General features: G+C 69.2%; 20 protein-coding genes and 1 tRNA gene. 11 read left to right on the forward strand and 10 right to left on the reverse strand.

All coding sequences use genetic code 11. The annotated features are described in order from the left end of the window. The first annotated feature begins 161 nt into the window (after positions 1-161). Genes AC4D2O_RS01960 through AC4D2O_RS01975 form a run of 4 tightly spaced genes read left to right on the forward strand, consistent with a single transcriptional unit; the run spans position 162 to position 4,402 of the window. Positions 162-929, forward strand: coding sequence for a DeoR/GlpR family DNA-binding transcription regulator (locus tag AC4D2O_RS01960; protein WP_490904913.1), 768 nt, complete (start codon positions 162-164; stop codon positions 927-929). After that, positions 926-1,948, forward strand: a complete 1,023-nt coding sequence (locus AC4D2O_RS01965) for a 1-phosphofructokinase family hexose kinase (RefSeq protein WP_490904914.1) — start codon at positions 926-928, stop codon at positions 1,946-1,948. Before AC4D2O_RS01960 ends, AC4D2O_RS01965 begins: the two co-directional genes overlap by 4 nt. Then, a complete protein-coding gene (locus tag AC4D2O_RS01970; RefSeq protein WP_490904916.1) occupies positions 1,948-4,071 on the forward strand; it encodes a PTS fructose transporter subunit IIABC in 2,124 nt (707 codons plus the stop codon). The genes AC4D2O_RS01965 and AC4D2O_RS01970 overlap by 1 nt, the downstream gene beginning before the upstream one ends. A 52-nt stretch (positions 4,072-4,123) precedes the next feature. Continuing rightward, entirely contained in the window at positions 4,124-4,402 is a 279-nt protein-coding gene (locus AC4D2O_RS01975; protein ID WP_104181094.1) for an HPr family phosphocarrier protein, read from the forward strand. Between the two features lie 306 nt (positions 4,403-4,708). Here AC4D2O_RS01975 and AC4D2O_RS01980 read toward each other — a convergent pair whose 3' ends face one another. From AC4D2O_RS01980 to AC4D2O_RS02000, 5 genes are all read right to left on the reverse strand, one after another. Next, positions 4,709-5,431: a hypothetical protein gene (locus tag AC4D2O_RS01980; RefSeq protein WP_490904917.1), complete on the reverse strand. Its 723-nt coding sequence runs from the start codon at positions 5,429-5,431 to the stop codon at positions 4,709-4,711. After that, positions 5,428-6,162, reverse strand: coding sequence for a hypothetical protein (locus AC4D2O_RS01985; protein ID WP_490904918.1), 735 nt, complete (start codon positions 6,160-6,162; stop codon positions 5,428-5,430). Before AC4D2O_RS01985 ends, AC4D2O_RS01980 begins: the two co-directional genes overlap by 4 nt. A gap of 152 nt (positions 6,163-6,314) precedes the next feature. After that, positions 6,315-6,575: a hypothetical protein gene (locus AC4D2O_RS01990; protein WP_490904919.1), complete on the reverse strand. Its 261-nt coding sequence runs from the start codon at positions 6,573-6,575 to the stop codon at positions 6,315-6,317. Positions 6,576-6,802: 227 nt separating this feature from the next. Beyond that, a complete protein-coding gene (locus tag AC4D2O_RS01995) occupies positions 6,803-8,077 on the reverse strand; it encodes an endonuclease/exonuclease/phosphatase family protein (RefSeq protein WP_490905174.1) in 1,275 nt (424 codons plus the stop codon). A gap of 37 nt (positions 8,078-8,114) precedes the next feature. Further along, entirely contained in the window at positions 8,115-8,759 is a 645-nt protein-coding gene (locus tag AC4D2O_RS02000; protein WP_490904920.1) for a hypothetical protein, read from the reverse strand. 198 nt (positions 8,760-8,957) lie between these two features. Here AC4D2O_RS02000 and AC4D2O_RS02005 point away from each other — a divergent pair, with 198 nt between their 5' ends. Continuing rightward, positions 8,958-9,713: a ZIP family metal transporter gene (locus tag AC4D2O_RS02005; protein ID WP_490904921.1), complete on the forward strand. Its 756-nt coding sequence runs from the start codon at positions 8,958-8,960 to the stop codon at positions 9,711-9,713. 42 nt (positions 9,714-9,755) lie between these two features. On the opposite strand, the gene AC4D2O_RS02010 is transcribed toward AC4D2O_RS02005, so the two are convergent. Continuing rightward, positions 9,756-9,832 (reverse strand) — tRNA-Lys (locus AC4D2O_RS02010). Between the two features lie 146 nt (positions 9,833-9,978). Here AC4D2O_RS02010 and AC4D2O_RS02015 point away from each other — a divergent pair. The 3 genes from AC4D2O_RS02015 to AC4D2O_RS02025 all read left to right on the forward strand — a co-directional run bounded on the left by AC4D2O_RS02015 (position 9,979) and on the right by AC4D2O_RS02025 (position 12,479). After that, positions 9,979-10,626, forward strand: coding sequence for a hypothetical protein (locus tag AC4D2O_RS02015; protein WP_334208404.1), 648 nt, complete (start codon positions 9,979-9,981; stop codon positions 10,624-10,626). 224 nt (positions 10,627-10,850) lie between these two features. Further along, complete coding sequence (locus AC4D2O_RS02020) at positions 10,851-11,468, forward strand: DUF47 domain-containing protein (RefSeq protein WP_490904922.1); 618 nt, start codon at positions 10,851-10,853, stop codon at positions 11,466-11,468. Continuing rightward, the gene (locus tag AC4D2O_RS02025) at positions 11,469-12,479 is read left to right on the forward strand and encodes an inorganic phosphate transporter (protein ID WP_490904923.1); all 1,011 of its coding nucleotides are present in this window, start codon (positions 11,469-11,471) and stop codon (positions 12,477-12,479) included. A 124-nt stretch (positions 12,480-12,603) separates the two neighbouring features. Here the strand turns inward: AC4D2O_RS02025 and pstB are convergent, their stop codons facing one another. The 4 genes from pstB to AC4D2O_RS02045 form a co-directional block, all read right to left on the reverse strand. Next, complete coding sequence (gene pstB / locus AC4D2O_RS02030) at positions 12,604-13,383, reverse strand: phosphate ABC transporter ATP-binding protein PstB (protein WP_490904924.1); 780 nt, start codon at positions 13,381-13,383, stop codon at positions 12,604-12,606. Between the two features lie 30 nt (positions 13,384-13,413). Further along, positions 13,414-14,520 carry a phosphate ABC transporter permease PstA gene (pstA, locus tag AC4D2O_RS02035; RefSeq protein WP_490904925.1) on the reverse strand — a complete coding sequence of 369 codons (1,107 nt, stop codon included), beginning with the start codon at positions 14,518-14,520 and terminating at the stop codon, positions 13,414-13,416. Further along, positions 14,520-15,425 (reverse strand): phosphate ABC transporter permease subunit PstC, encoded by a 906-nt coding sequence (gene pstC, locus AC4D2O_RS02040; RefSeq protein WP_490905175.1) that lies wholly within the window; start codon positions 15,423-15,425, stop codon positions 14,520-14,522. Before pstC ends, pstA begins: the two co-directional genes overlap by 1 nt. 169 nt (positions 15,426-15,594) lie before the next feature. Then, the gene (locus AC4D2O_RS02045; protein ID WP_490904926.1) at positions 15,595-16,713 is read right to left on the reverse strand and encodes a phosphate ABC transporter substrate-binding protein PstS; all 1,119 of its coding nucleotides are present in this window, start codon (positions 16,711-16,713) and stop codon (positions 15,595-15,597) included. Between the two features lie 223 nt (positions 16,714-16,936). On the opposite strand from AC4D2O_RS02045, the gene AC4D2O_RS02050 reads away from it, so the two are divergent. The 3 genes from AC4D2O_RS02050 to disA all read left to right on the forward strand — a co-directional run bounded on the left by AC4D2O_RS02050 (position 16,937) and on the right by disA (position 20,822). Further along, complete coding sequence (locus AC4D2O_RS02050) at positions 16,937-18,064, forward strand: FUSC family protein (RefSeq protein ID WP_490904927.1); 1,128 nt, start codon at positions 16,937-16,939, stop codon at positions 18,062-18,064. Between the two features lie 53 nt (positions 18,065-18,117). After that, positions 18,118-19,503: a DNA repair protein RadA gene (gene radA / locus AC4D2O_RS02055; protein WP_104048531.1), complete on the forward strand. Its 1,386-nt coding sequence runs from the start codon at positions 18,118-18,120 to the stop codon at positions 19,501-19,503. A 242-nt stretch (positions 19,504-19,745) separates the two neighbouring features. Further along, positions 19,746-20,822, forward strand: a complete 1,077-nt coding sequence (disA, locus tag AC4D2O_RS02060) for a DNA integrity scanning diadenylate cyclase DisA (protein WP_104048530.1) — start codon at positions 19,746-19,748, stop codon at positions 20,820-20,822. The last annotated feature ends 22 nt before the right edge of the window (positions 20,823-20,844 follow it).

Consider the following 20,844-nt stretch of genomic DNA (forward strand, 5'->3'; position numbering starts at 1 on the left):
GACCGAAGGGCCGGAGCCATGCTCCGGCCCTTCGTCATCTGCGCTTGTTTTTGATCGTTCCCCTTTTGTGCTTGACGTCACACCCAAAGCGGGGCTAGAGTCACTCAAACAAAGATAAAGCCACATGCTGCGGCCCCGCAGCAGCAGACAACGGAGTCGCCATGTTCGCGGAAGAGCGCTACCGGCAGATCAGCAGCCTCGTCTCCGCCGATGGGCGCGTCACGGTGGCAGGCCTCTCGTCCCGCTTCGGCATCACCAAGGAGACCGTCCGCCGGGACCTCGCACTGCTCGAGAACGACGGCGTGCTGCGCCGGGTACACGGAGGCGCGATCGCCGGCAGCGGCGCCACCACCCACGAACCGAGCCTCATCAGCCGCTCGGGACAGCATTCCCCGGAGAAGAGGCGCATCGCCGAGGCCGCACTCGCCCTCGCCCCCGAGACCGGGGCCGTGGTCCTCGACGCCGGCAGCACCACGGGCGGCCTGGCCGACCTGCTCGTCGACGAGGCACGACCGGGGCTCGCCGTGGTGACCCACTCCGTCCCCATCGCGGCGCTCGTCTCCGGTGCGGGCCTGAGCGTCGAACTCGTGGGCGGTCGGGTGCGGGCCCTCACGAGCGCGGCCGTGGGAAGCAGCACCGTGGCGCACTTCGCCCGCCTGCGCGCCGACATCGCCTTCATCGGCGCCAATGGCATCAGCGCGGGCTTCGGCCTCAGCACGCCCGACGTCGACGAGGCAGCGGTGAAGACCGCCATCGTCCGCTCGGCCCGCCGCGTGGTGCTCCTCGCCGACGCGTCCAAGTTCGACGAGGAAACCCTGATCAGCTTCGCCCCCCTGGAGGAAATCGATGCACTCATCACCGACCGCGCACCGCGCAACGCCCTCGCAGCTGCCCTCGCCGACGCCGATGTGGAGGTGATCGTGGCATGATCCTGACCCTCACCGCGAACCCCAGCATCGATCGCACCGTCGCCGTCGGCGCGCCGCTCGCCCGCGGCGCCGTGCAGCGTGCCACGCACGTGGTGCAGGAGGCGGGCGGCAAGGGCGTGAACGTGAGTCGCGCGCTCGCCATGTCCGGCACCCGCACCCTCGCCGTCCTCCCGGGCGACGACGACGACCCCGTGCTCACAGGCCTGCGCTCCGTCTCCGTCCCGTTCCGCAACCTGCCGATCGGCGCGGCCCTCCGCATCAATACGGCCATCACCGAACCCGACGGCACCACGACGAAGATCAACGAGCCCGGCCCCGAGCTCTCCGCGGAGCACCTCGAGGACCTCCTCGCCGTCGTCGTCGCCGAGAGTGACGGCGCGGACTGGCTGGTCCTCGCCGGATCCCTGCCCCCGGGGATCCCCCCGACGTTCTACACCCGCGTCACCGCGGCCGTCCGTGCCACCTACGGATCAGCCGCGCCACGCGTGGCGATCGATTCCTCCGGCGAACCCCTCATCGAGGCGGCCGCCGGCGTCCCGGCGCCGGACCTGCTGAAACCCAATGCCGAGGAGCTCAGCGAACTCACCGGCATCGGTACCGGCGACGAGCTGGAGCAGGACTTCGAACTGGCCGCCAAGGCCTGCGCGGTGCTGATCACCGCGGGGGTCGGAGCGGTTCTGGCGACCCTTGGTTCCAAGGGCGCCCTGCTCGTGACGAACGCGGGAGCCTGGCATGCCGTGCACCCGCCCGTCACGGCGCGCTCCACGGTCGGCGCGGGAGACTCCGCGCTGGCCGGCTACCTGCTGGCGCACAGTGCAGGCGAACTCCCCGAGAACTGCCTGCGCCAGGCCGTCGCCCACGGATCGGCAGCCGCCGCCCTACCCGGCTCCACCGTTCCTTCCCTCGACCAGACGACGCCCGGCGTCGTCGTGGTCACCCCCCTCATGGTCACGCTGCCCGTGATCGAACCGAGCGCTACGGGGCCCGCCGCAGGGTCCCTCGCACAGGAGGAAGTCTGATGTCCGATCTCATCACTCCGGAGCTTGTGACTCTGGACAAGGACCTGGGGACCGAACGGTCCTCGGTGATCCGCTACCTCGCGGAACAGGTCGCCGCGCAGGGCCGCTCCACGGAGGTCGACGGCCTGTACGCCGACGCCCTCGCCCGTGAGAACAAGACCTCGACGGGTGTTCCCGGAGGCATCGCCATCCCGCACTGCCGCTCCACGGCGGTCTCCGAAGCCACCCTCGCCATGGCCCGCCTCGCGCCGCCCGTGGACTTCGGTGCGAAGGACGGCCCGGCGGACCTCGTCTTCTTCATCGCAGCACCCGACGGAGCCGACCAGGAGCACCTCAAGCTGCTGTCGAAGCTCGCGCGATCGCTGATCAAGAAGGACTTCACCGCCTCCCTGCGCGCCGCCCGGACGCCGGCCGACGTCGTCGCCCTCGTCAACGGCGCGCTGGGCCTCGGAGACACCCCGACGACGGCGCCGGAATCAGCCGGCGCCGGAGCCCACGCCGCCGGCGCGGCCGGTGCCGTCGGGACTGCCGGCGCCGGGACACGTGCCAGCGAGGCCGCCGCGACGCTCGGCACCTCGCCTGGCGGGACCGACACCACCGGACCCGCCGTCGAGCACGGCCCGTCCACGGACACCAAGGTGCGGCGCCTCGTCGCCGTCACCGCCTGCCCCACCGGGATCGCCCACACCTACATGGCGGCCGACTCCCTGGTCGCGGCAGCCAAGGAGCGCGGGATCGACCTCCAGGTCGAGACGCAGGGCTCCTCCGGCGCCACTCCCCTGGACCCGGCCGTCATCGCGGCGGCCGACGCCGTCATCTTCGCCGTCGACGTGGACGTCCGCGACAAGCAGCGCTTCGCGGGTCTCCCCGTGATCAGCGCGCCCGTCAAGCGCGGCATCGACGAGCCGGGTGAGATGGTCGAGGAGGCGGTCGCCGCTGCTCAGAACCCCAACGCCCGCAGGGTCGCCGGCACCGCCGGCGGCGAGCGGACGGACGACGAAAGCGGCCGGGACGGCATCGGCAGCACCCTCAAGCGCGCGCTCCTCACCGGCGTCAGCTACATGATCCCGTTCGTCGCAGGAGGCGGCCTTCTGATCGCCCTCGGCTTCCTGCTCGGCGGGTACCTCATCACCGAGACCGCCGATACCGTGGTCCTCGAGAACAGCCTCGTGAACCTGCCGGCCGGAGGGCTCGGTGAGTACCTCGGGGCCGTGGCCTTCAAGATCGGCCAGCTGTCCCTCGGCTTCCTGGTTCCCGCCCTCGCCGGCTACATCGCGTACGCGCTGGCCGACCGGCCGGGCATCGCACCCGGCTTCGTCGCCGGCGCCGTAGCGGGGTTCATGGGCGCGGGCTTCCTCGGCGGTATCGTCGGCGGCCTGCTCGCCGGGTACGTCGCCATGATGATCGGTCGACTCTCGGTGCCGCGTTGGCTGCGGAGCCTCATGCCCGTGGTGATCATCCCGCTCGTGGCGTCCATCGTGGCGTCCGGTCTGATGTTCCTCGTCCTCGGCGGCCCCATCGCCGCGATCACCGTGGGGCTCAACGACTGGCTGTCCGGCCTGACCGGCACGGCGGCCGTGGGACTCGGCGCCATCCTCGGCTTCATGATGGCCATCGACCTCGGCGGACCCGTCAACAAGGTCGCCTACTCCTTCGCCGTCGCCGGCCTCGGCGCCGGGTCACTCGACAATCCCGCCCCCCTGCAGATCATGGCCGCGGTGATGGCGGCCGGCATGGTCCCGCCGCTCGCCATGGCCCTGGCCACCCTGATCGACCGCAACCGCTTCACCCAGCCCGAGCGCGAGAACGGGAAGGCCGCCTGGCTGCTGGGCGCGGCCTTCATCTCCGAGGGCGCCATCCCGTTCGCGGCAGCGGATCCGCTGCGCGTCATCCCGGCGTCCATCCTGGGCTCCGCGGTCACCGGCGCGATCGTCATGGGGACCGGCGTCACCTCGCAGGCCCCCCACGGCGGACTCTTCGTCTTCTTCGCCATCGGGAACTTCGTGATGTTCCTGGTCGCGATCCTGGTGGGGACGGTCATCTCGGCACTGACCGTCATCGCCCTGAAGCGGTACGCCACCAGCAAGAAGAAGACCGCCGTCGCCGAGCCGGTTGCAGCCTGACCCCCGGTCCGGTTGGCTGTACCTGAACCCATCCACGAACAAGGAGCACATCATGGCAGAACGCAAGGCAACCGTCGCGAGTCGCGTGGGACTGCACGCCCGTCCGGCCTCCATCTTCGCGGAGGCCGCCGGTGAACTCCCCCTCGAGGTCACCATCGCCATGGACGGCGAGCCCGCCGAGGAGGCGATGGACGCCTCGAGCATCCTGTCCCTCATGAGTCTCGGCGCCTCGCACGGCGACGTGATCGTGCTGCGTGCCGAGGGCGACGGCGCCGAGGACGCACTCGAAGCGCTGGCACGCATCATCGAGACGGACCACGACGCCGAGTAGCTCCGACCAGGCCACTCCAGGAAAGGGCGCCATCCCCCGCGAGTTCGCGGCGGGTGGCGCCCTTCGGCGTCCGGGGCCGGTGCTGTCCGAGTGCTGTCCGAGTGCTTAAGAACAAATAGGTGGGTCCACCCGTTCTAATGGACACACCTATCTGCCGGGTAACAATCCGCTGACCCCCCACGGAAAGCGGCAGTTACATAATCATTATTTTTACACACGATCATGAAACCGTGAATGCACGAAGGACACGATTGTGTCTCGTTTATTGCGTAGGGTAAGTATCCGGACCGAGGGAGGTGCGGACGCCTAGGCGAGCCGGTTCGCGCCCGTCCGGCGCCTTCTGCCGAGGATGTGACTGAGCCAGATCAGGAACAGTCCCAGCACGGTGAGCAGGATGGCCGAGAACGGCAGGAGGTAGTCCCAGGCCATCAGGTCGACGGCGGTCAGCCGCAGCAGCACGAACACCACCACGAGCAAGAAGCCGCCGGCGAGGAGTGCGCACGCCACGCGGTGGATGGTGCGTGCCCGTCGATCGACCGCCGAGGCGATCGCGGGGATCACCAGGCAACCGGCCACGTAGCCGGGATAGAGGCGGCCCACCGTGGCGTACTGCTGAACCGTGTCCTGGTCCGCGAACGCGATCAGGGCTGTGGAACTGCCGGGCAGCTCGCTGGCCACGAAGAAGTACAGCGTCGCCGCGACGGTCACCGCGAGGACCGCGACGCCGAAGGGCCCGACGATGAGCCGGCGGGCGAGGGGGGAATCGAAGGCCGCCGCCATGCGGATGCCGAGCAGCACGAACACGGTGTACAGGGTGAGCCGGAGGATCAGGTTCGCGAGATTGACCGCTCCCAGGTAACCGTCGACGGCCTCGTAGATCGGCGCGATCGACAGGCCGACGGCGAGGGTCAGCAGCACCAGGGCGATGAAGACCGTCCGCCCGTGCCCCCTCCGCGCGCCGGGGACCCGCACCGCCGCGCCGAGAGCACACAGTCCGAGCGCGAGCCACTGGATGGTCGTGGTGGTCATCCGAGGTTCTCCCACATCGCGCGATCCTTGCCGTCGTCGAGCTCAGCCCGCCGGAGCTGCTTGCCGAGCACGTCCAGCCGGTCCCGTGCGAGGAAGACGAGGTCCAGATCGCTGAGGGCGCACAGTGCCCGGGCGCGGCCGTCCTCCGGCCACCCGCCCTCCGCCTGGGTGAGCAGCCCCGTCACCACGAGGCCGCTGGTCAGTGACACCCCCGCGAGGCGTGCGGCCTGCACCGCGATCTCCGGGGCGAGGCGGCCCGCCGTGAGCTGCGCGGAGAGGTTCTGCCGGGCCACGCCGGTGCTCAGCGCGAGCTGCTGACGGAGGTCCCCGGGATCGATCGCCTCGATCCACGCGCGGACCGAACTGCGGTGCGGGAACGGCGCGAGACGCAGCTGGACATCGGTGCAGGGGGGCTCGCTGTCCTCACTGCGGGCCACGAGGAGGCGCAGGATGTCGGTGTGCGAGACCTGGCTGACGAGTTCGGCGTCCGTGGGCAGCGTGGTGCCGCGCTCAAGATCCTCGAAGCCCTCGAACAGGGCGAGCGCGCCGACGGGCGACTGGTCGTACCCGCGGGCGACAGCGACGATGGTGGGCACCGACACCTTGCCGCGGACCAGCTGCTGGGCGAGGGTGGACCGTTTGATGCCGGCGATCCTGCAGAGATCGGCCAGCGTGTCCTGCGGAGCGATTCGGGAACGCCACAGCTGAAAAGCTTTGGCTGTGACGGCCATCATCACCTTTCGATTGGACTTTTCGGGCTCGCGTAGAAGTATACTGAGATTGCTGGCTCCGATTTCTGCGATTCCCCCATACGCAGAACTCGGAGCCAGCTCCAATTAAGCCGGTTATCACCGGCAGCCGGACGACCGGTATCGGAAAGTGCCTACCAGCGCACTTTCTTCTCCTTCTTTCCCTGCTTGCTGCTCTCGTGCGCCGCCTTGACATGCGCGGCCCCTGAGGCGGCCGTCGGATTGGCTGCGTGATTCTTCTTCGCGAGCGCGAGTTGTGCACGCGGGTCGTCCTGAAGCCTGCGGCCCTGCGGCTGCTTCGGCGGTGTGCCGTTCTCGACCGCGTTATCAGCGGGCTGGTTCCCTGCAGGCTGCGGGCCGGGCTGGGACTGCTTCTTCTGGGGTGTGCTGGTCATGGTGTTCCTTTCTGGTGGCTGCGCCCACGGAACGCGCCCGACCGGGCACTACGACGCGCGGGAAGACCTGCGACGGGAGTGCCGGGAAGGATCGGACAGCTTCAGCAGGCGCCCTTGGAGAATGTCATCGACAAGTGGCGCTGAGCACGGCGAAAGCCGGCTCGCTTACTGAAACAGGATCGTCCTCATGGACTCGACCGTACACCCGGGCCCGCGGCCCGACAAGGTCAGCGTTGCCGGGCGCCGTTCAGGATGACGTCGACGTGGACCAGCCTGTGGTCGCTGGTGGGGAAGGGGAAGATCCCCGTCAGCTCGGAACCCGGCGTGCCTGCTCGAGGCCAGAACACGCCGGAGCCGGTCACCTTCAGGTTGCGGGACGGCAGCACGTAGTCGACGCGGAGGTTCCCCCCGATCCTGTCCTCGAAGTCGGCGGTGTCGTATGCCGGATCGCCGTCGTGGTCGGCGTTCGCGCCCCCTTGCAGGGCGGATGCCTCGACGGCGCCCTGCGACGCAGGCAGGGGATCCTGGACGAGCCGGTTCTCCAGCAGCCGTCCGATCGAGCCCGGTAGGGAATCCCCGTCGAGCGGGTCGCTGTTCTGGTCGCCCATCACGACGAAGCGTTCGCCGCGGCGGAGGCCGCCTGACCCGCCGTCGTCGTCGTAGATGTAGGAGGCCCCGGCCCCACCCGTGACGTAGTCCGACCAGAAGCGGATCTCGTCGCTGTTGCGCCGGCCGTTGCGGTCCTCGGGGCCGTCGAAGACGGGAGGAGTGGGATGGCTGGCAAGGACGTGGACCGTCCGGCCGCCGATGCTCACGGGGACGTCCCAGTGGGATTTGCTGGAGAGCGGCAGGATGGCGAGCTCGTCCTCGGAGTACCAGTCGTCCCGCATGCCCGTGGCGGGATTGGCGGGCAGGAGTGCGCCTGGCATGTCCTTCCACAGGAAGTTCCGGAACGTCCGCACCGACTCCGTCTCGATGGGGTACCTGGAGTAGATGACCATCCCGTACTGGCCCTCGAACGCGCCGAAGCCGAGGGCGTCGTCCGGCCCGCCGACGCTGCCGTCGTTGTTCAGGTCGAACCCGCTGGGGACCCCCGTGTTGGACGGCGCGGTGTAGACGTACGGGTAGTCCAGGGGAGCCTTGCCGTTCTGGCTGACGCGGAGGTAGTTCTCGTTGAACAGGTCGGCGGCCCGGTTACCCGGGACGTAGTCGAACTCGTTGAGGAGGACGACGTCGGGCTGGTTGATCTGGATCACCTCGGCGATGGCCCGGGCCTGGGCGTTGCCCGGGGTGCCGAGGTCGCGGACCAGTTCGCCCGGTGCGAGCCTGTTGAGGCTCGCGTTGTAGGTCGCGAAGCGGACCTCCTGCCGGTTCCCCGACCTGCTGTCGAGGGCCGCGCTCCGGGAGTCGCCAGGGGGTGCCGCCAGGGCTGTCGGCGCGGCGGTGACGAGCAGGGAAGCGGCCAGCAGGCCTGCACAGCAGTGCGTCAGGACGCGCACGATGACCCTCCCCCAGTTGTTCGTCTCGGTAACTTAAAGCCTAGTCGTGGAAGGTTCCGTGGAACCGAATGGAAGGTAACGATTCAGGGTCAAGGGATGCCCGATGTCGTGCCGAGTGGTTCTTGCCGTCAGTGACGAGCCCATGTTCGGCGGCGCGGAACGCCTCCTCCAGCCGGTGGACCGCCGCTGCATAGCGGTCCAGGTCGGGGGCGGCGCCGTCGTCGCGCGCGGCGTCGGCCGCACGCAGGGCGCGGACCACCGGCCTCCCCACGGGGTGGCGGGGATCGTGCATGGCCGGGAAGCTGATCGCCCTGGCAGGGTCGAGGTCGTACTCCGCCCACCGTCGGACCACCTCGGCGTGGCGCCGTCGCAGCTCCGCCGACGCCGCCGTGCGTGCGGCCTCGGCGGCCTCGACGCTCCGCCGGTCGTGGCGACGCCACGTCCACGCGGCCACCGCACCCGCCGACACGAGGCCCACCACCAGGACTGCTGCCCCACCGCCGAGCGACCCGCCGACGATGCCCGCCGCCGCGAGGACGACCGTCCCGCCGAAGCCGACCCAGAAATAATCGTCCGCCCCACCGCCCCGGCGCGAGACCGCATCGAGACGCCAGCCGGTCAGGGCTGCGGCCACCGCCATCACGGCACATGCGGCCAGGCTTCCGGTCATGGCGACGGCGTCCATGGGCAACCTCTCTGCTCGGCCGCGTCACGCCCTCCGGCGCACGCGGCACCCAGTTCCTACTACCAGTGCAGACGAGCCGGGGCGGCTAGTCAATCCCCGGCCCGGCCGGGATCCACTCCGTTACCCGGACGTGTCGTGTGGCAGGCTGGGCCAGGTTTTTCGTCGTCGCGCCGCGGGGCGCGGGAACAGGAGCGACCGGTGCCACTGTGGCTGCAAGCATTCGCCTGGGGCGCCATTGCCGGCGGCGCGCTGCTCATCGGGTGCGCCATCGCCTGGAAGTGGAAGGTGCCGCCGCGCACCGTGTCCTTCGTGATGGCGTTCGGAGCCGGCGTGCTCATCTCGGCCCTCTCCTTCGAACTCGTAGCCGAGGCCCAGGAGATCGGAGGGCTCGTCCCCACGGCTCTCGGCTTCCTCGTCGGAGCGGTGACCTACGTAGGCGCCAACGCCGCCCTCGCGCGGAAGGGCGCGCAGCACCGCAAGCGCTCCGGCGGGCAGCAGCCCTCGGAGTCCGACACTGCCGGCAGCGGCAACGCGATCGCCCTCGGGGCGCTGCTCGACGGCATCCCGGAGTCCGTCGTCCTGGGACTCGGACTCGTGGCGGGAGGTTCCGTGAACCCTGCCGTGCTGGTGGCGATCTTCATCTCCAACGTGCCCGAAGGGCTGTCGAGTACCGCAGGCATGAAGAACGCGGGGCGGAGCTCGCGCTACGTGTTCGGGCTCTGGGGCGGGATCGCGCTGGTCTCCGGACTGGCCGCGCTCGTGGGGTACGCGCTACTGGACGGGGCTTCGGGCGTCACGGTCGCCTTCATCACGGCCATCGCCGCCGGCGCCATCCTCGCCATGGTCGCCGACACCATGATCCCCGAGGCCTTCGAGAAGCAGCGCATGCTGACCGGGCTCATCGCCGCCCTCGGCTTCCTCACGGCCTTCGTGGTCCACGAGGTGTCGGGGTAGCCCGGGAACGGGAAAGGACCCCGGGAGTCCCGGGGTCCTTCCTGGTGGGCCCTGTGGGGCTCGAACCCACGACCCACGGATTAAAAGTCCGTTGCTCTAGCCAACTGAGCTAAGGGCCCGCCACACCGCCCTGTCCGGAGCATCCGAGGAGGATCCGCCGGCGCGGAGCGATGACCCGCCTACTTTATCGCAATCGCTCCCACTCCGAGGACTGCCCCTGCGCCCCTCCTTCCGGCCCGATTTTCCGCAGGAGTATCCTCGTTCCATGGACGGCGACTACACCAACAAGAGCCCAAGGCCCCACAAGCCGAAGCCCTTCGCTCCGGCTGACTTCGAGGTCTTCGCCGGCGGGGTGGACCCCTCGCGGGTCTCCGAGGCCGCCCACATGGCGGCGCACGCCCTCGTGCACCACGGGCGCGACACCGACGATCCGGACGTCACGCGCCGCCTCGTCGAGCTCGCCGACCAGCAGGGGCTCGAGGCCATCGCGGAGATGTGGGCGGAGAGCCCGGCGCGGTCCCTGCCCGGGGCCCTGTGGCGTCTGTACGCGCTGCGGGCCGCCACGCAGCAGAACCCCGAGCGGATAGCCGCCTACTTCGCCTCGGGCAAGGAAGTGGCTCAGGTGTCGAAGGTCGTGGCCGGCGTCGCCGAACCCCCGGGGGCCACCGAGATGACCACGATGGCCAACACCATCCTCTCCGGGGCCTTCGAGGGCGACTTCGACGTGGCCCTCGAACGCTTCGCCGCCTTCTGTCGCGTCGTCGCGCTGGGGCAGGCCAATCACGCCGACGACGCCGAGCTCGCCAACGGCCCCCACGCCTCGAAGCTGACGCGCAATTCGCACCAGCTCATCAAGACCGCGGAGGACCTCGAGCACGCCGCAGCGTCCTGGCGGCGCGGGGAGCTCGACTGATCCATCCGCTCGGGCCTCCGATAGCCCGTGTTGACAGCGGCTCCGGGGAGGGCAAGACTTAACACGGCGTCGGACCGTGGAACCCCCGGGCTTCAACACTCAGCCGCTTCGAGCGGCCTTCCGCCGAGAGGCGCTCCCGGTTCGGCGCCACTACTTTGCCCTCCGGCACCCAGCGCCTTCGCGGCCTGCTTGCTGATACGTCCATATGCTGCGAGGAAGACTCCGTGAAATTACGCCTCTTCCCGCAGGAGAACGCTGGGCTCGAGCTGCTCGCCCGCATGGCGCAGCAACTCGTCCTCGGCGTCGGGACGATGTCCGCCATCCTCGGCGCCTCCACCCAGGAGTACGACCGCCTCTCCGAGGAACTGCACCAGCACGAATCGGTCTCGACGGACCTGCACTTCGCGCTCCTGACGTCCATGCGGACGTCCTTCATCAACCCCCTGCCCCGCGAGGACCTCTACGCGCTGTCCCGTCTGCTCAATGAGGCCATCGAGAAGCTCGACGGCGCGGGAGAGCTCATCGCGCTGTACAAGCTGAACAAGCTCAGCCGGCGGGCGGCCGACCAGCTCGAGGTCATCAACCGGCAGGCCGAGCTGACCGCGACCGCCATGCAGCGGCTCAACTCCATGGAGGATCTCGAGGAGTACTGGATCGAGATCCTGCGCCTGGCACGGCGTGCCGAGCGCACCCATCGCAGCTGGTGCGCGGAGCTCCTGAACGACCACAAGCCGCTCGTGTACGCGCGGCACCGTGACGTGGCGAACCAGCTCGTCGACGTCACCAAGGACATCCGGCGGGTTGCCACCCAGGTGGGCAGCATCCTCGTCAAGGAATCGTAGGTGGAGCCCTTCCTCCTCGGCACGGTGATCATCGCCGCGGGCGGTTTCGCGTTCCTCAACGGTTTCCACGACGTCTCGAACTCCGTCGCCACCGCGGTCCGGACGCGCGCCCTCACCCCGACCATCGCCGTCCTGCTCGCTGCACTGTTCAACCTCGTCGGCGCACTGCTCAGCACCTCGCTGGCCCTCTTCTTCACGGACGCCGGCTTCGGGCTTCCCCCCGGCACCACCGGGCTCGGCATCCTCCTCGCGGCGTTGCTGGCGGCCGGTGCCTGGGGTGTGTTCACCTGGTACCGCGGCAAGCCGTCGTCGTCCACCCATGCCCTGCTCGGCGGGGTCCTCGGCGCCGGCGGCGCGTCCCTGCTGACCGACGGGCCGGCGATGAGCGGTGCGGGCGAGGCGCTCCTGCTGCAGATCGTGCTGCCCCTCCTGCTCTCCCCGATCGTCGCCTACCTGCTGGCCTACGCCGCGGTGTTCCCGGCCACCTGGCTGCTGCGGCACCGCTCGCCCGGGGGCGTGAACCGGGGCAACCGGATGGCGCAGTCCGTCCTGGCCGGGGCGTTCGCCCTCGGGCACGGGCTCCAGGACGGGCAGCGGACCATGGCGATCATCCTGCTGGCTCTGGTCGGATCCGGCTACGCGACGGGCTCGGACATGCCGCTGTGGGTGCAGGTGTTCGCCGCCGTCCTCCTGAGCACGGGATCGCTCCTCGGCGGGTGGCGCATCACGCACACCCTCGGTCACCGGTTGGTGCACATCGACCCGCTGCGCGGCATGACGGCCCAGGGGGTGAGCTCGGCGATGCTGTTCATCGGTGCCATCTCGCTGCACTTCCCGCTCTCGAGCACGCACACCATGACCTCGGCGATCGTCGGGGCCGGCGCGAACCAGCGCTTCTCCTCCGTCCAGCGGCCGCAGGTGGCGCGCATCCTGGCCGTCTGGTTCGGAACGGCACCGGTGACGGCCCTGCTGGGCGCCGTCTTCCTCCTGGCCCTGAGCCCGCTGCTGTAGACGCCTTGTCCGATGGGCGGCACCCTTCGGTGTCAGCCTTCGGTGGGGCACGGATGCCGGAACGACGACGGCGGCCCCCCGTAGGGAGCCGCCGTCGTCGTCGTGCCGTGCCTGGGGCGTGTGCCTACCCGAAGCGACCGGAGACGTAGTCCTCCGTCGCCTTGATCGAGGGCTTGTTGAAGATCGTCGTGGTGTCGTCGTACTCGATGAGCTTGCCCGGCTTGCCGGTGCCGGCGATGTTGAAGAACGCCGTCTTGTCCGACACGCGCGCCGCCTGCTGCATGTTGTGCGTCACGATCACGACCGTGTACTCGGACTTGAGCTCGTTGATGAGATCCTCGATGGCAAGCGTGGAGATGGGGTCCAGCGCGGAGCAGGGCTCGTCCATCAGGATCACCTGGGGGGATACGGCGATGGCGCGGGCGATGCACAGGCGCTGCTGCTGGCCGCCGGACAGGCCGGATCCTGGCCGGGCCAGGCGGTCCTTGACCTCGTTCCACAGGTTGGCGCCGCTGAGTGACTTCTCCACGAGATCGTCCGCGTCCGACTTGCTCATGCGCTTGTTGTTGAGCTTCACGCCGGCCAGCACGTTGTCGCGGATGGACATGGTGGGGAACGGGTTGGGACGCTGGAAGACCATGCCGATCTGCCCGCGCACCGTCACGGGGTCCACGGCGCCGTCGTACAGGTTGTCGCCGTCGAGCAGCACCTCGCCCTCGACCCGCGCGCCGGGGATGACCTCGTGCATGCGGTTCAGGGTGCGGAGGAACGTGGACTTGCCGCAGCCGGAGGGACCGATGAACGCCGTCACGGAACGGGCTTCGATGTTGATGTTGACGTCCTCCACCGCAAGGAACTTGCTGTAGTAGACGTTGAGGTCCTTGACGTCGATTCGCTTGGACATTGCTTCCTTCGGGTGGGGTACCGCGGGCGCTTAGCGGCTGGTCTTGGGGGCGAACATGCGGGCGACGAACCGGGCGACCAGGTTCAGGAGCATCACCATGAGGATCAGCAGGAGCGCTGCGGCCCAGGCGCGCTGTGTACTCGGATCGGGCGCCGTCGGGGAGGTCGGCGTGAGGATCTGGTAGTAGATGAAGGTGGGGAGCGTGCTCATCCAGCCACTGAAGACGTTCCAGTTGATGGAGCTGGCGAATCCCGCCGTTACAAGGATAGGGGCGGTCTCGCCGATCACGCGGGCGATCGAGAGGGTTACGCCAGAGGCGATACCGGAGATCGCCGTCGGGATCACCACGTTCGTGATGGTGCGCCACTTGCGGACGCCTAGCGCGTAGGAGGCTTCGCGGAGTTCGTTCGGGACGATCTTCAGCATCTCCTCGGTGGAGCGGACCACCACGGGGATCATGAGGACGGACAGGGCGACGGCGGCGACGAACCCGGTGCGGGTGCCCGGTCCGAACAGGAGCGCGAACAGCGCGGCGGCGAACAGGCCGGCCACGATCGAGGGGATGCCGGTCATGACGTCCACGAAGAACGTGATCGCCTTGGTGAGGTTCTTGCCGGCACCGTACTCGACCAGGTAGATGGCGGTGAGCAGGCCGATGGGCACGGAGATGAGCGTCGCCCAGAGGGTGATCTGCAGCGTGCCGAGGACGGCGTGGTAGGCGCCGCCCAGCACGGGCGTGCCGTTCTCCACGGCCTGGTTGTCCACGGCTCCGGTGACGCCGTTCATCGACGTGAACAGGAAGTTGTAGTTGAGGCCGGGGACGCCCCGCTCGAGGACGGTCCAGAGGACCGAGACGAGGGGCAGCAGCGCGATCAGGAAGGCCCCGTACACGAGGAACGTCACGAGCCGGTCCTTGGCCTTGCGCTCGCCCTCGCCGACGGCGGTGACGATGGTGGCCGCGATGACGAAGACGACGGCGGAGATGACCGCCCAGCCGACGACGCTGAACCCGATCAGGGAGGAGAGCGCCGCACCGAGGATGACGGCGGCCGCGAGGACCACCCACACGGCGTAGGAGGGGAGGTGGCCGCGCGTGAGCTGGGACTGGCGACGCTGCAGGGTCTGGTTCGCTGCCATTAGTTAGCTCCCGAGAATTCTTTGTGCCGCGTGATGATGAAGCGGGCGATCATGTTGACGATCAGCGTGATGACGAAGAGCACGAGCCCCGCCGCGATCAGCTCGTTGAGGCGCAGGCCGAAGGCCTCCGGGAAGTTCAGGGCGATCTCGGCCGCGATCGTCTGGTTGCCCGTCTTGATGAGGCTCGCGACGAGAGCGCCCGGTGAGAGGACCAGGGCCACGGCCATGGTCTCGCCGAGGGCGCGCCCGAGGCCGAGCATGGTGGCGCTGATGATGCCGGGGCGTGCGAACGGCAGGACCGCCATGCGCACCATCTCCCAGCGCGTGGCGCCCATCGCGAGCGCCGCCTCCTCGTGGAGGTTGGGTGTCTGCAGGAAGATCTCCCTGCTGAGCGACGTGATGATGGGGATGACCATGACCGCGAGGACGATCCCGGCGGTGAGCATGGTCTTGCCGGTCTGGCTGGCGGGTCCCTCGAAGATCGGGATCCAGCCGAGGTTCTCTGCGAGCCACGTGTAGCCCTTGGCGAGCTGCGGCGCGAGGACGATATAGCCCCAGGCGCCGTAGATCACCGAGGGGATGGCCGCGAGCAGGTCGATGACGTACCCGAAGGCCCGTGCGAGGCGGCGCGGCGCGTAGTGCGAGATGAAGAGGGCGACCGCGATACCGATGGGCGTCGCGATGATCAGCGCGATGACCGCGGCGATGATGGTGCCGACCACGATCGGCAGGATGTACGCGGTGAAGCCGTTGCCGCCGGTGATCTCGGTGGAATCAGCCGTGAAGGCCGGTGCTGCCTGCACCAGCAGGAACACTGCGACGCTGAAGAGCACTGCCAGGATCAGGACACCGGCGGTGAGGGAGATTCCCGAGAAGATCTTGTCGCCTGCGCGGCCTCGATCCATCGTCGCTTTCAGCGAATTGGTTGACACGTCTCTGCCTTCCAGGGCGGTCGATTTCGAGTGCAGTGACGGCCCGGGATCGGACCGACGGGGCGTCACTGCTGATGCCAGCCGTGAACGGCGGACGGTCCCGCCCGGTCCTTATTAGACCAGACGGGACCGGGAGATCTCGCTAGGAGGCGACCTTGATCGATTCGATCGAGGCCTTGGCCTTCTCGCTGAGCGACGCGGACAGCGGGGCGTTGCCGGCGGAGGCCTCGGCCTCTGCCTGGCCTTCCTCGCTGATGACGTAGGAGCCGAACGCCTTCACGAGGTCGACGGTCTCCTGGCTGTCGTAGGAGGTGCAGTACAGGTGGTAGCTGACCAGGACGACGGGGTAGGCGCCGGACTCGGTGGTGTCGCGCTCGAGCTCGAGGGACATGTCGGTCTCGGGACGGCCCTCGACCGGGGTGGCGACCTCGACGGCCTTGGCGGCCGCGTCGGAGCTGAGTTCCGTGTACTCCTCGCCGACCTTGACCTTGGTCTTGCCGAGGTCTCCCACAGCGGAGGCGTCGGCGTAGGTGATGGCGCCGACGGTCGACGTGACCGTCTGGACGACACCAGAGGTACCCTTGGCGTTCTCGGACTGCAGTTCTGCGGGCCAGGCGCCGCTGACCTCGTAGGTCCAGTCCTCGGGAGCCGCGGCGGCGAGGTACTCGACGAAGTTCTCGGTGGTGCCGGACTCGTCCGAGCGGTGCACGACGGTGATCGGAGTGTCGGGGAGATCGACGCCCTCGTTCTGGGACGCGATGGCGGGATCGTTCCAGGTGGTGATCTTCTTGCCGAAGATCTGCGCGATGGTGGGGGCATCGAGGTTCAGCTCGGTGACGCCCTCGAGGTTGAAGGCGATCGCGATCGGCGAGATGTAGGCCGGGATGTTGATGGCGCCGTCGGGACCGCAGACCTCCATGGCCTGGGTCATCTCTTCGTCCTTGAGATAGGCGTCCGAGCCGGCGAACTGCGCGCCGCCGCTCAGGAAGGCCTTGCGGCCGGCACCTGATCCGTCCGGGGAGTACTGCACCATGGCGCCCTGGTTGGCGGACTCGAAACCGGCCTTCCAGGCCTCCATCGCAGAGTTCTGCGACGAGGCGCCGATGCCGGTCAGGGTCCCGGACACAGCGGTGCCGGCGGCGGAGGACGCGGGTCCCTCTGCAGCGGGCTCACCGGTGGCGTTGTCGGAACCACAAGCGGTCAGCGCCAGCGCGGCTACGGAGATAACTGCCGCAGCGCGGCCAAAGCGAAGAGCCTTCACGAAATTTTGCCCCTTCCAGGGATGTATTCATCGGTGCACGAGTGGCACTCGGTAGAGGTGTACGCGTTCTTGTACATCCTCGAAGCTAGGCAGTGCAGGTAACGAGACTGACCAAGCGACATTAACGGAAGGTGAACAGCGCAGGGCCATTGGCCTGTGTAGCCGGTTCGCACAGGTGAATGAGACGAACGTCTCGCTCCGGCGCACCTCCTAGACTGGGGGCATGCCGCCGCTCCAGGGAGTCTCCGCAACCCTCGCCTTCCTGCGCAAGCGTTCCCGCACAGGCCTCAAGCGGAGTTCCAACTCGGTGGTCCCGGCACTGCAGATGACGGTCTGCGCGGTGGGGGCGTACGCCTTCGCCGAGCAGGTCCTCGGCCACAGCGGGCCGCTGTTCGCAGCGACGTCGTCGATGATCTCGCTGGGTTTCTCCCGGGACCCGCGCATCCGGCGGGTGCTCGAGGTGGCGATCGGCTGCACACTCGGCATCGCCGTCGGCGATCTCCTGCTCACCCTCTTCGGTACGGGCCTGTGGCAGGCCGCCGTCGTGCTGTTCATCTCGATCCTGCTGGCCCGGTTCCTGGACAGCGGCACCATCTTCACCACGCAGCTCGGGCTCCAGTCCCTGCTCGTGGTGCTGCTCCCCGCCCCGGAGGGCGGCCCGTTCACACGGAGCGTCGACGCGATCGTGGGCGGCCTCTTCGCGCTCGTGATCACCGTACTCCTGCCCCGGGACCCGCGCCGCGAACCGAAGTCCAACGTGCGCGGGCTCCTGGGCGAGCTCTCCGGCGTGCTCCGCGAGGGCGCCTCGGCCCTCCGGCAGAGCGATTCCACCCTGGCGTGGCACGCGCTGGTCCGCGCCCGGAACTGCCAGTCCCAACTCGACACCCTGACGGGCGGCATGAAGGCCGCGCAGGAGGTGGCACGCATCTCGCCCGCGTACCGGCGCCATCGCGACGAGCTGGGAGACCTGCGCACCGCCATCGACCTGATCGACCTCGCAATCCGCAACAGCCGCGTGTTCTCGCGCCGCCTGACGTCGGCCATCAACCACGCGGCGCTGACCGACGAGGCGATCGAGGCCCTCAGCCAGTCGCTCGAGGACACGGCCGACGCCGTCGACGTGCTGAGCCGGGCCCTCTCGGCGGGCGATCCGGCCGAGCGGCGCCTGAACCTGCGGCAGGCGCGCAACGAACTCGCGGCCGTCGCCACGGACCTCCACCCGGAGACCCTCAACATCAGCCGCCTCGAGGGCGAGGGGCTCGTGCTCCTCCTGCGCCCGCTCGTCGTCGACCTCCTGAGCGCCACGGGCCTGTCCCACGAGGACGCCGCGGGCTACCTGCCCCGCCTCTGACCCGGTAGGACCGGGCGGGCCATGCTGTCGGTGTGCGCCGGTAGCCTGAAACCATGCCCACGAAGACCTCCGCCGCCGCACGCGCGAGCCGCAGCAACGCCCCGAACTACCGCTGCGCCGAGTGCGGCTGGACGACCGCGAAATGGGTGGGGCGGTGCGGCGAATGCCAGGCGTGGGGCACGGTCGAGGAGACGGGTCAGGTGGTCGCGCGGACCACGGCCGCGGCCGCCGTCACCACTCCGGCGCGGCGGATCGCCGACGTCGATGCCACCCTGTCCGGGTTCCAGCCGACGAAGATCGACGAGCTCGACCGCGTCCTCGGCGGCGGGCTGGTTCCGGGAGCCGTCATCCTGCTCGCCGGCGAGCCCGGGGTCGGCAAGTCGACGCTGCTGCTCGACGTCGCCGCGCGGGTGGCCCGGCTGGGCAAGGACGTCCTCTACGTCACGGGCGAGGAGTCGGCGGCCCAGGTGAAGCTGCGGGCGGACCGGATCGACGCCGTCGCCGACTCGCTGTACCTGAGCGCGGAGACGGACCTCGGCCAGGCGCTCGGCCAGGTGGAGTCGATCGACCCGGCGCTGCTGATCGTCGACTCCGTGCAGACCCTCAGCAGCGCTGCGGTGGACGGCAGCGCCGGCGGTGTCACGCAGGTCCGCGAGGTGGCGGCATCCCTCATCGGGGCGGCCAAGGCCCGCGGCATGACCACGCTCCTTGTCGGCCACGTCACGAAGGACGGCTCGATCGCCGGGCCGAGGCTCCTCGAGCATCTCGTCGACGTCGTCTGCCAGTTCGAGGGCGAGCGCCACTCGCGCCTGCGCCTGCTGCGTGCGGTGAAGAACCGGTACGGCCCCACCGACGAGGTGGGGTGCTTCGACCTGACGGACGGCGGCATCGAGGGACTCGCCGATCCCAGCGGGCTCTTCGTCTCGCGCACCAAGGACCCGGTGTCGGGAACCTGCATCACGGTGACGCTCGAGGGCCGGCGGCCGCTCCTCGCGGAGGTGCAGGCACTGCTGGCCGAATCCCCCAACTCGCAGCCGCGCCGGGCCACCAGCGGCCTGGACAGCTCGCGCGTCGCCATGCTGCTCGCGGTGCTGCAGAGCCGAGCCTCCGTCAGCCTGCACAAGGACGACAGCTATGTGGCGACGGTGGGTGGCGTGCGCCTGACCGAGCCCGCCACCGACCTCGCCGTCGCCCTGGCGATCGCGTCCGCCAAGACCGACCACCCCCTGCCCGCACGGCTCATCGCGTTCGGGGAGGTGGGGCTCGCCGGGGAGGTGCGCCCCGTCCCGGGCATCGGGCGGCGTATCCAGGAGGCGGAGCGGCTCGGGTTCACGCATGCGATCGTCCCGTCCTCACCCGGTGGCACCGGTCCCGTACCGAAGGGCTTCTCCGTGCGGGAGGTCTCCACCCTCGCCGAGGCGCTCGCCCTCCTCTTCTAGGAGAGCGACCGGGAAGCCACCGGGAAGACAGGGAGACCGCGACCGCCGCCGTCGGCGCGGTGCCGTCGACTCGGAGCGTTACCGATCTGCGACGGCGCCGATACGGAGGAATTCCTGCGCGCCAGTAGTATTATGTTCGGCTGCGCGGGTAATCCCGCAGCTCCTGACCGCTGTCCGACGCTCGACGGCGGCCGCCCGACTGCGCCGGGCCATCGACAGCGCGGGCGGCGAAAGGATAGGCCATGGTTCGTAGTCCGGAGGACTCGCTCAAAGCCACCCTCGCCAGAGTAGCCCCGGGGACCCAGCTGCGTGACGGGCTCGAGCGGATCCTGCGGGGTCGCACGGGCGCGCTGATCGTGCTCGGCTCCGACCGCACCGTGGATTCGATCTGCTCGGGCGGCTTCGACATCGGCATCGAATTCTCGCCTACGCGCCTGCGGGAACTGGCCAAGATGGACGGCGCCATCGTCTGCGACAAGGACGCGAGCCGGATCCTCCGCGCGGCCGTCCAGCTCGTACCCGACCACACCATCGAGACGCAGGAGTCCGGGACACGCCACCGCACGGCGGAGCGCGTGGCCAAGCAGACCAGCTTCCCCGTGATCAGCGTCAGCCAGTCCATGCAGATCATCGCCCTCTACATCGACGGACTCCGGTTCGTCCTCGAGGGTTCCGAGCCCGTGCTCGCCCGCGCGAACCAGGCCCTCGCGACGCTCGAGCGGTACCGTGCGCGCCTCGACCAGGTCACGAATTCGCTGTCCGCCCTGGAGATCGAGGCGATGGTGACCGTCCGCGATGTCGCTGTCACACTGCAGCGCCAGGAGATGGTGCGACGGATCTCCGAGGAGATCTCGCAGTACGTGCTGGAACTCGGCGTGGACGGCCGTCTGCTGTCCCTGCAGGTCGAGGAGCTCACCACGGGCCTCGGGCCGGGCAGCGAGATGGTGCTCCGTGACTACATGGACCTCGGCAGCAGCACGGCGCCGGTCGAGGAGCGGGTCGCGACCCTGCAGGGATTCAGCTCCACCGATCTCATCGACCTGGGGACCATCGCGAGCGTGCTGGGCTTCAATCCGTCACTGGACTCGCTGGAAGCCGTCATACAGCCCAAGGGTTTCCGCCTGCTGTCCGGCATCAAGGCGGTACCTCCCGCCGTCGCGAACCGGCTCGTGGAGCACTTCGACGGCCTGCAGAATCTCATGGCAGCGAACATCGAGGACCTCATGGCCGTGGACGGCATCGGCGAGCAGCGCGCCCGGACCGTACGCGAGGGCCTGTCCCGGATCGCCGAGACCAGCCTCCTCGACCGCTTCATGTGACGTCCACGGTCCCGGCGCGAGC

The organism is Arthrobacter sp. TJ-238, from assembly GCF_058269215.1.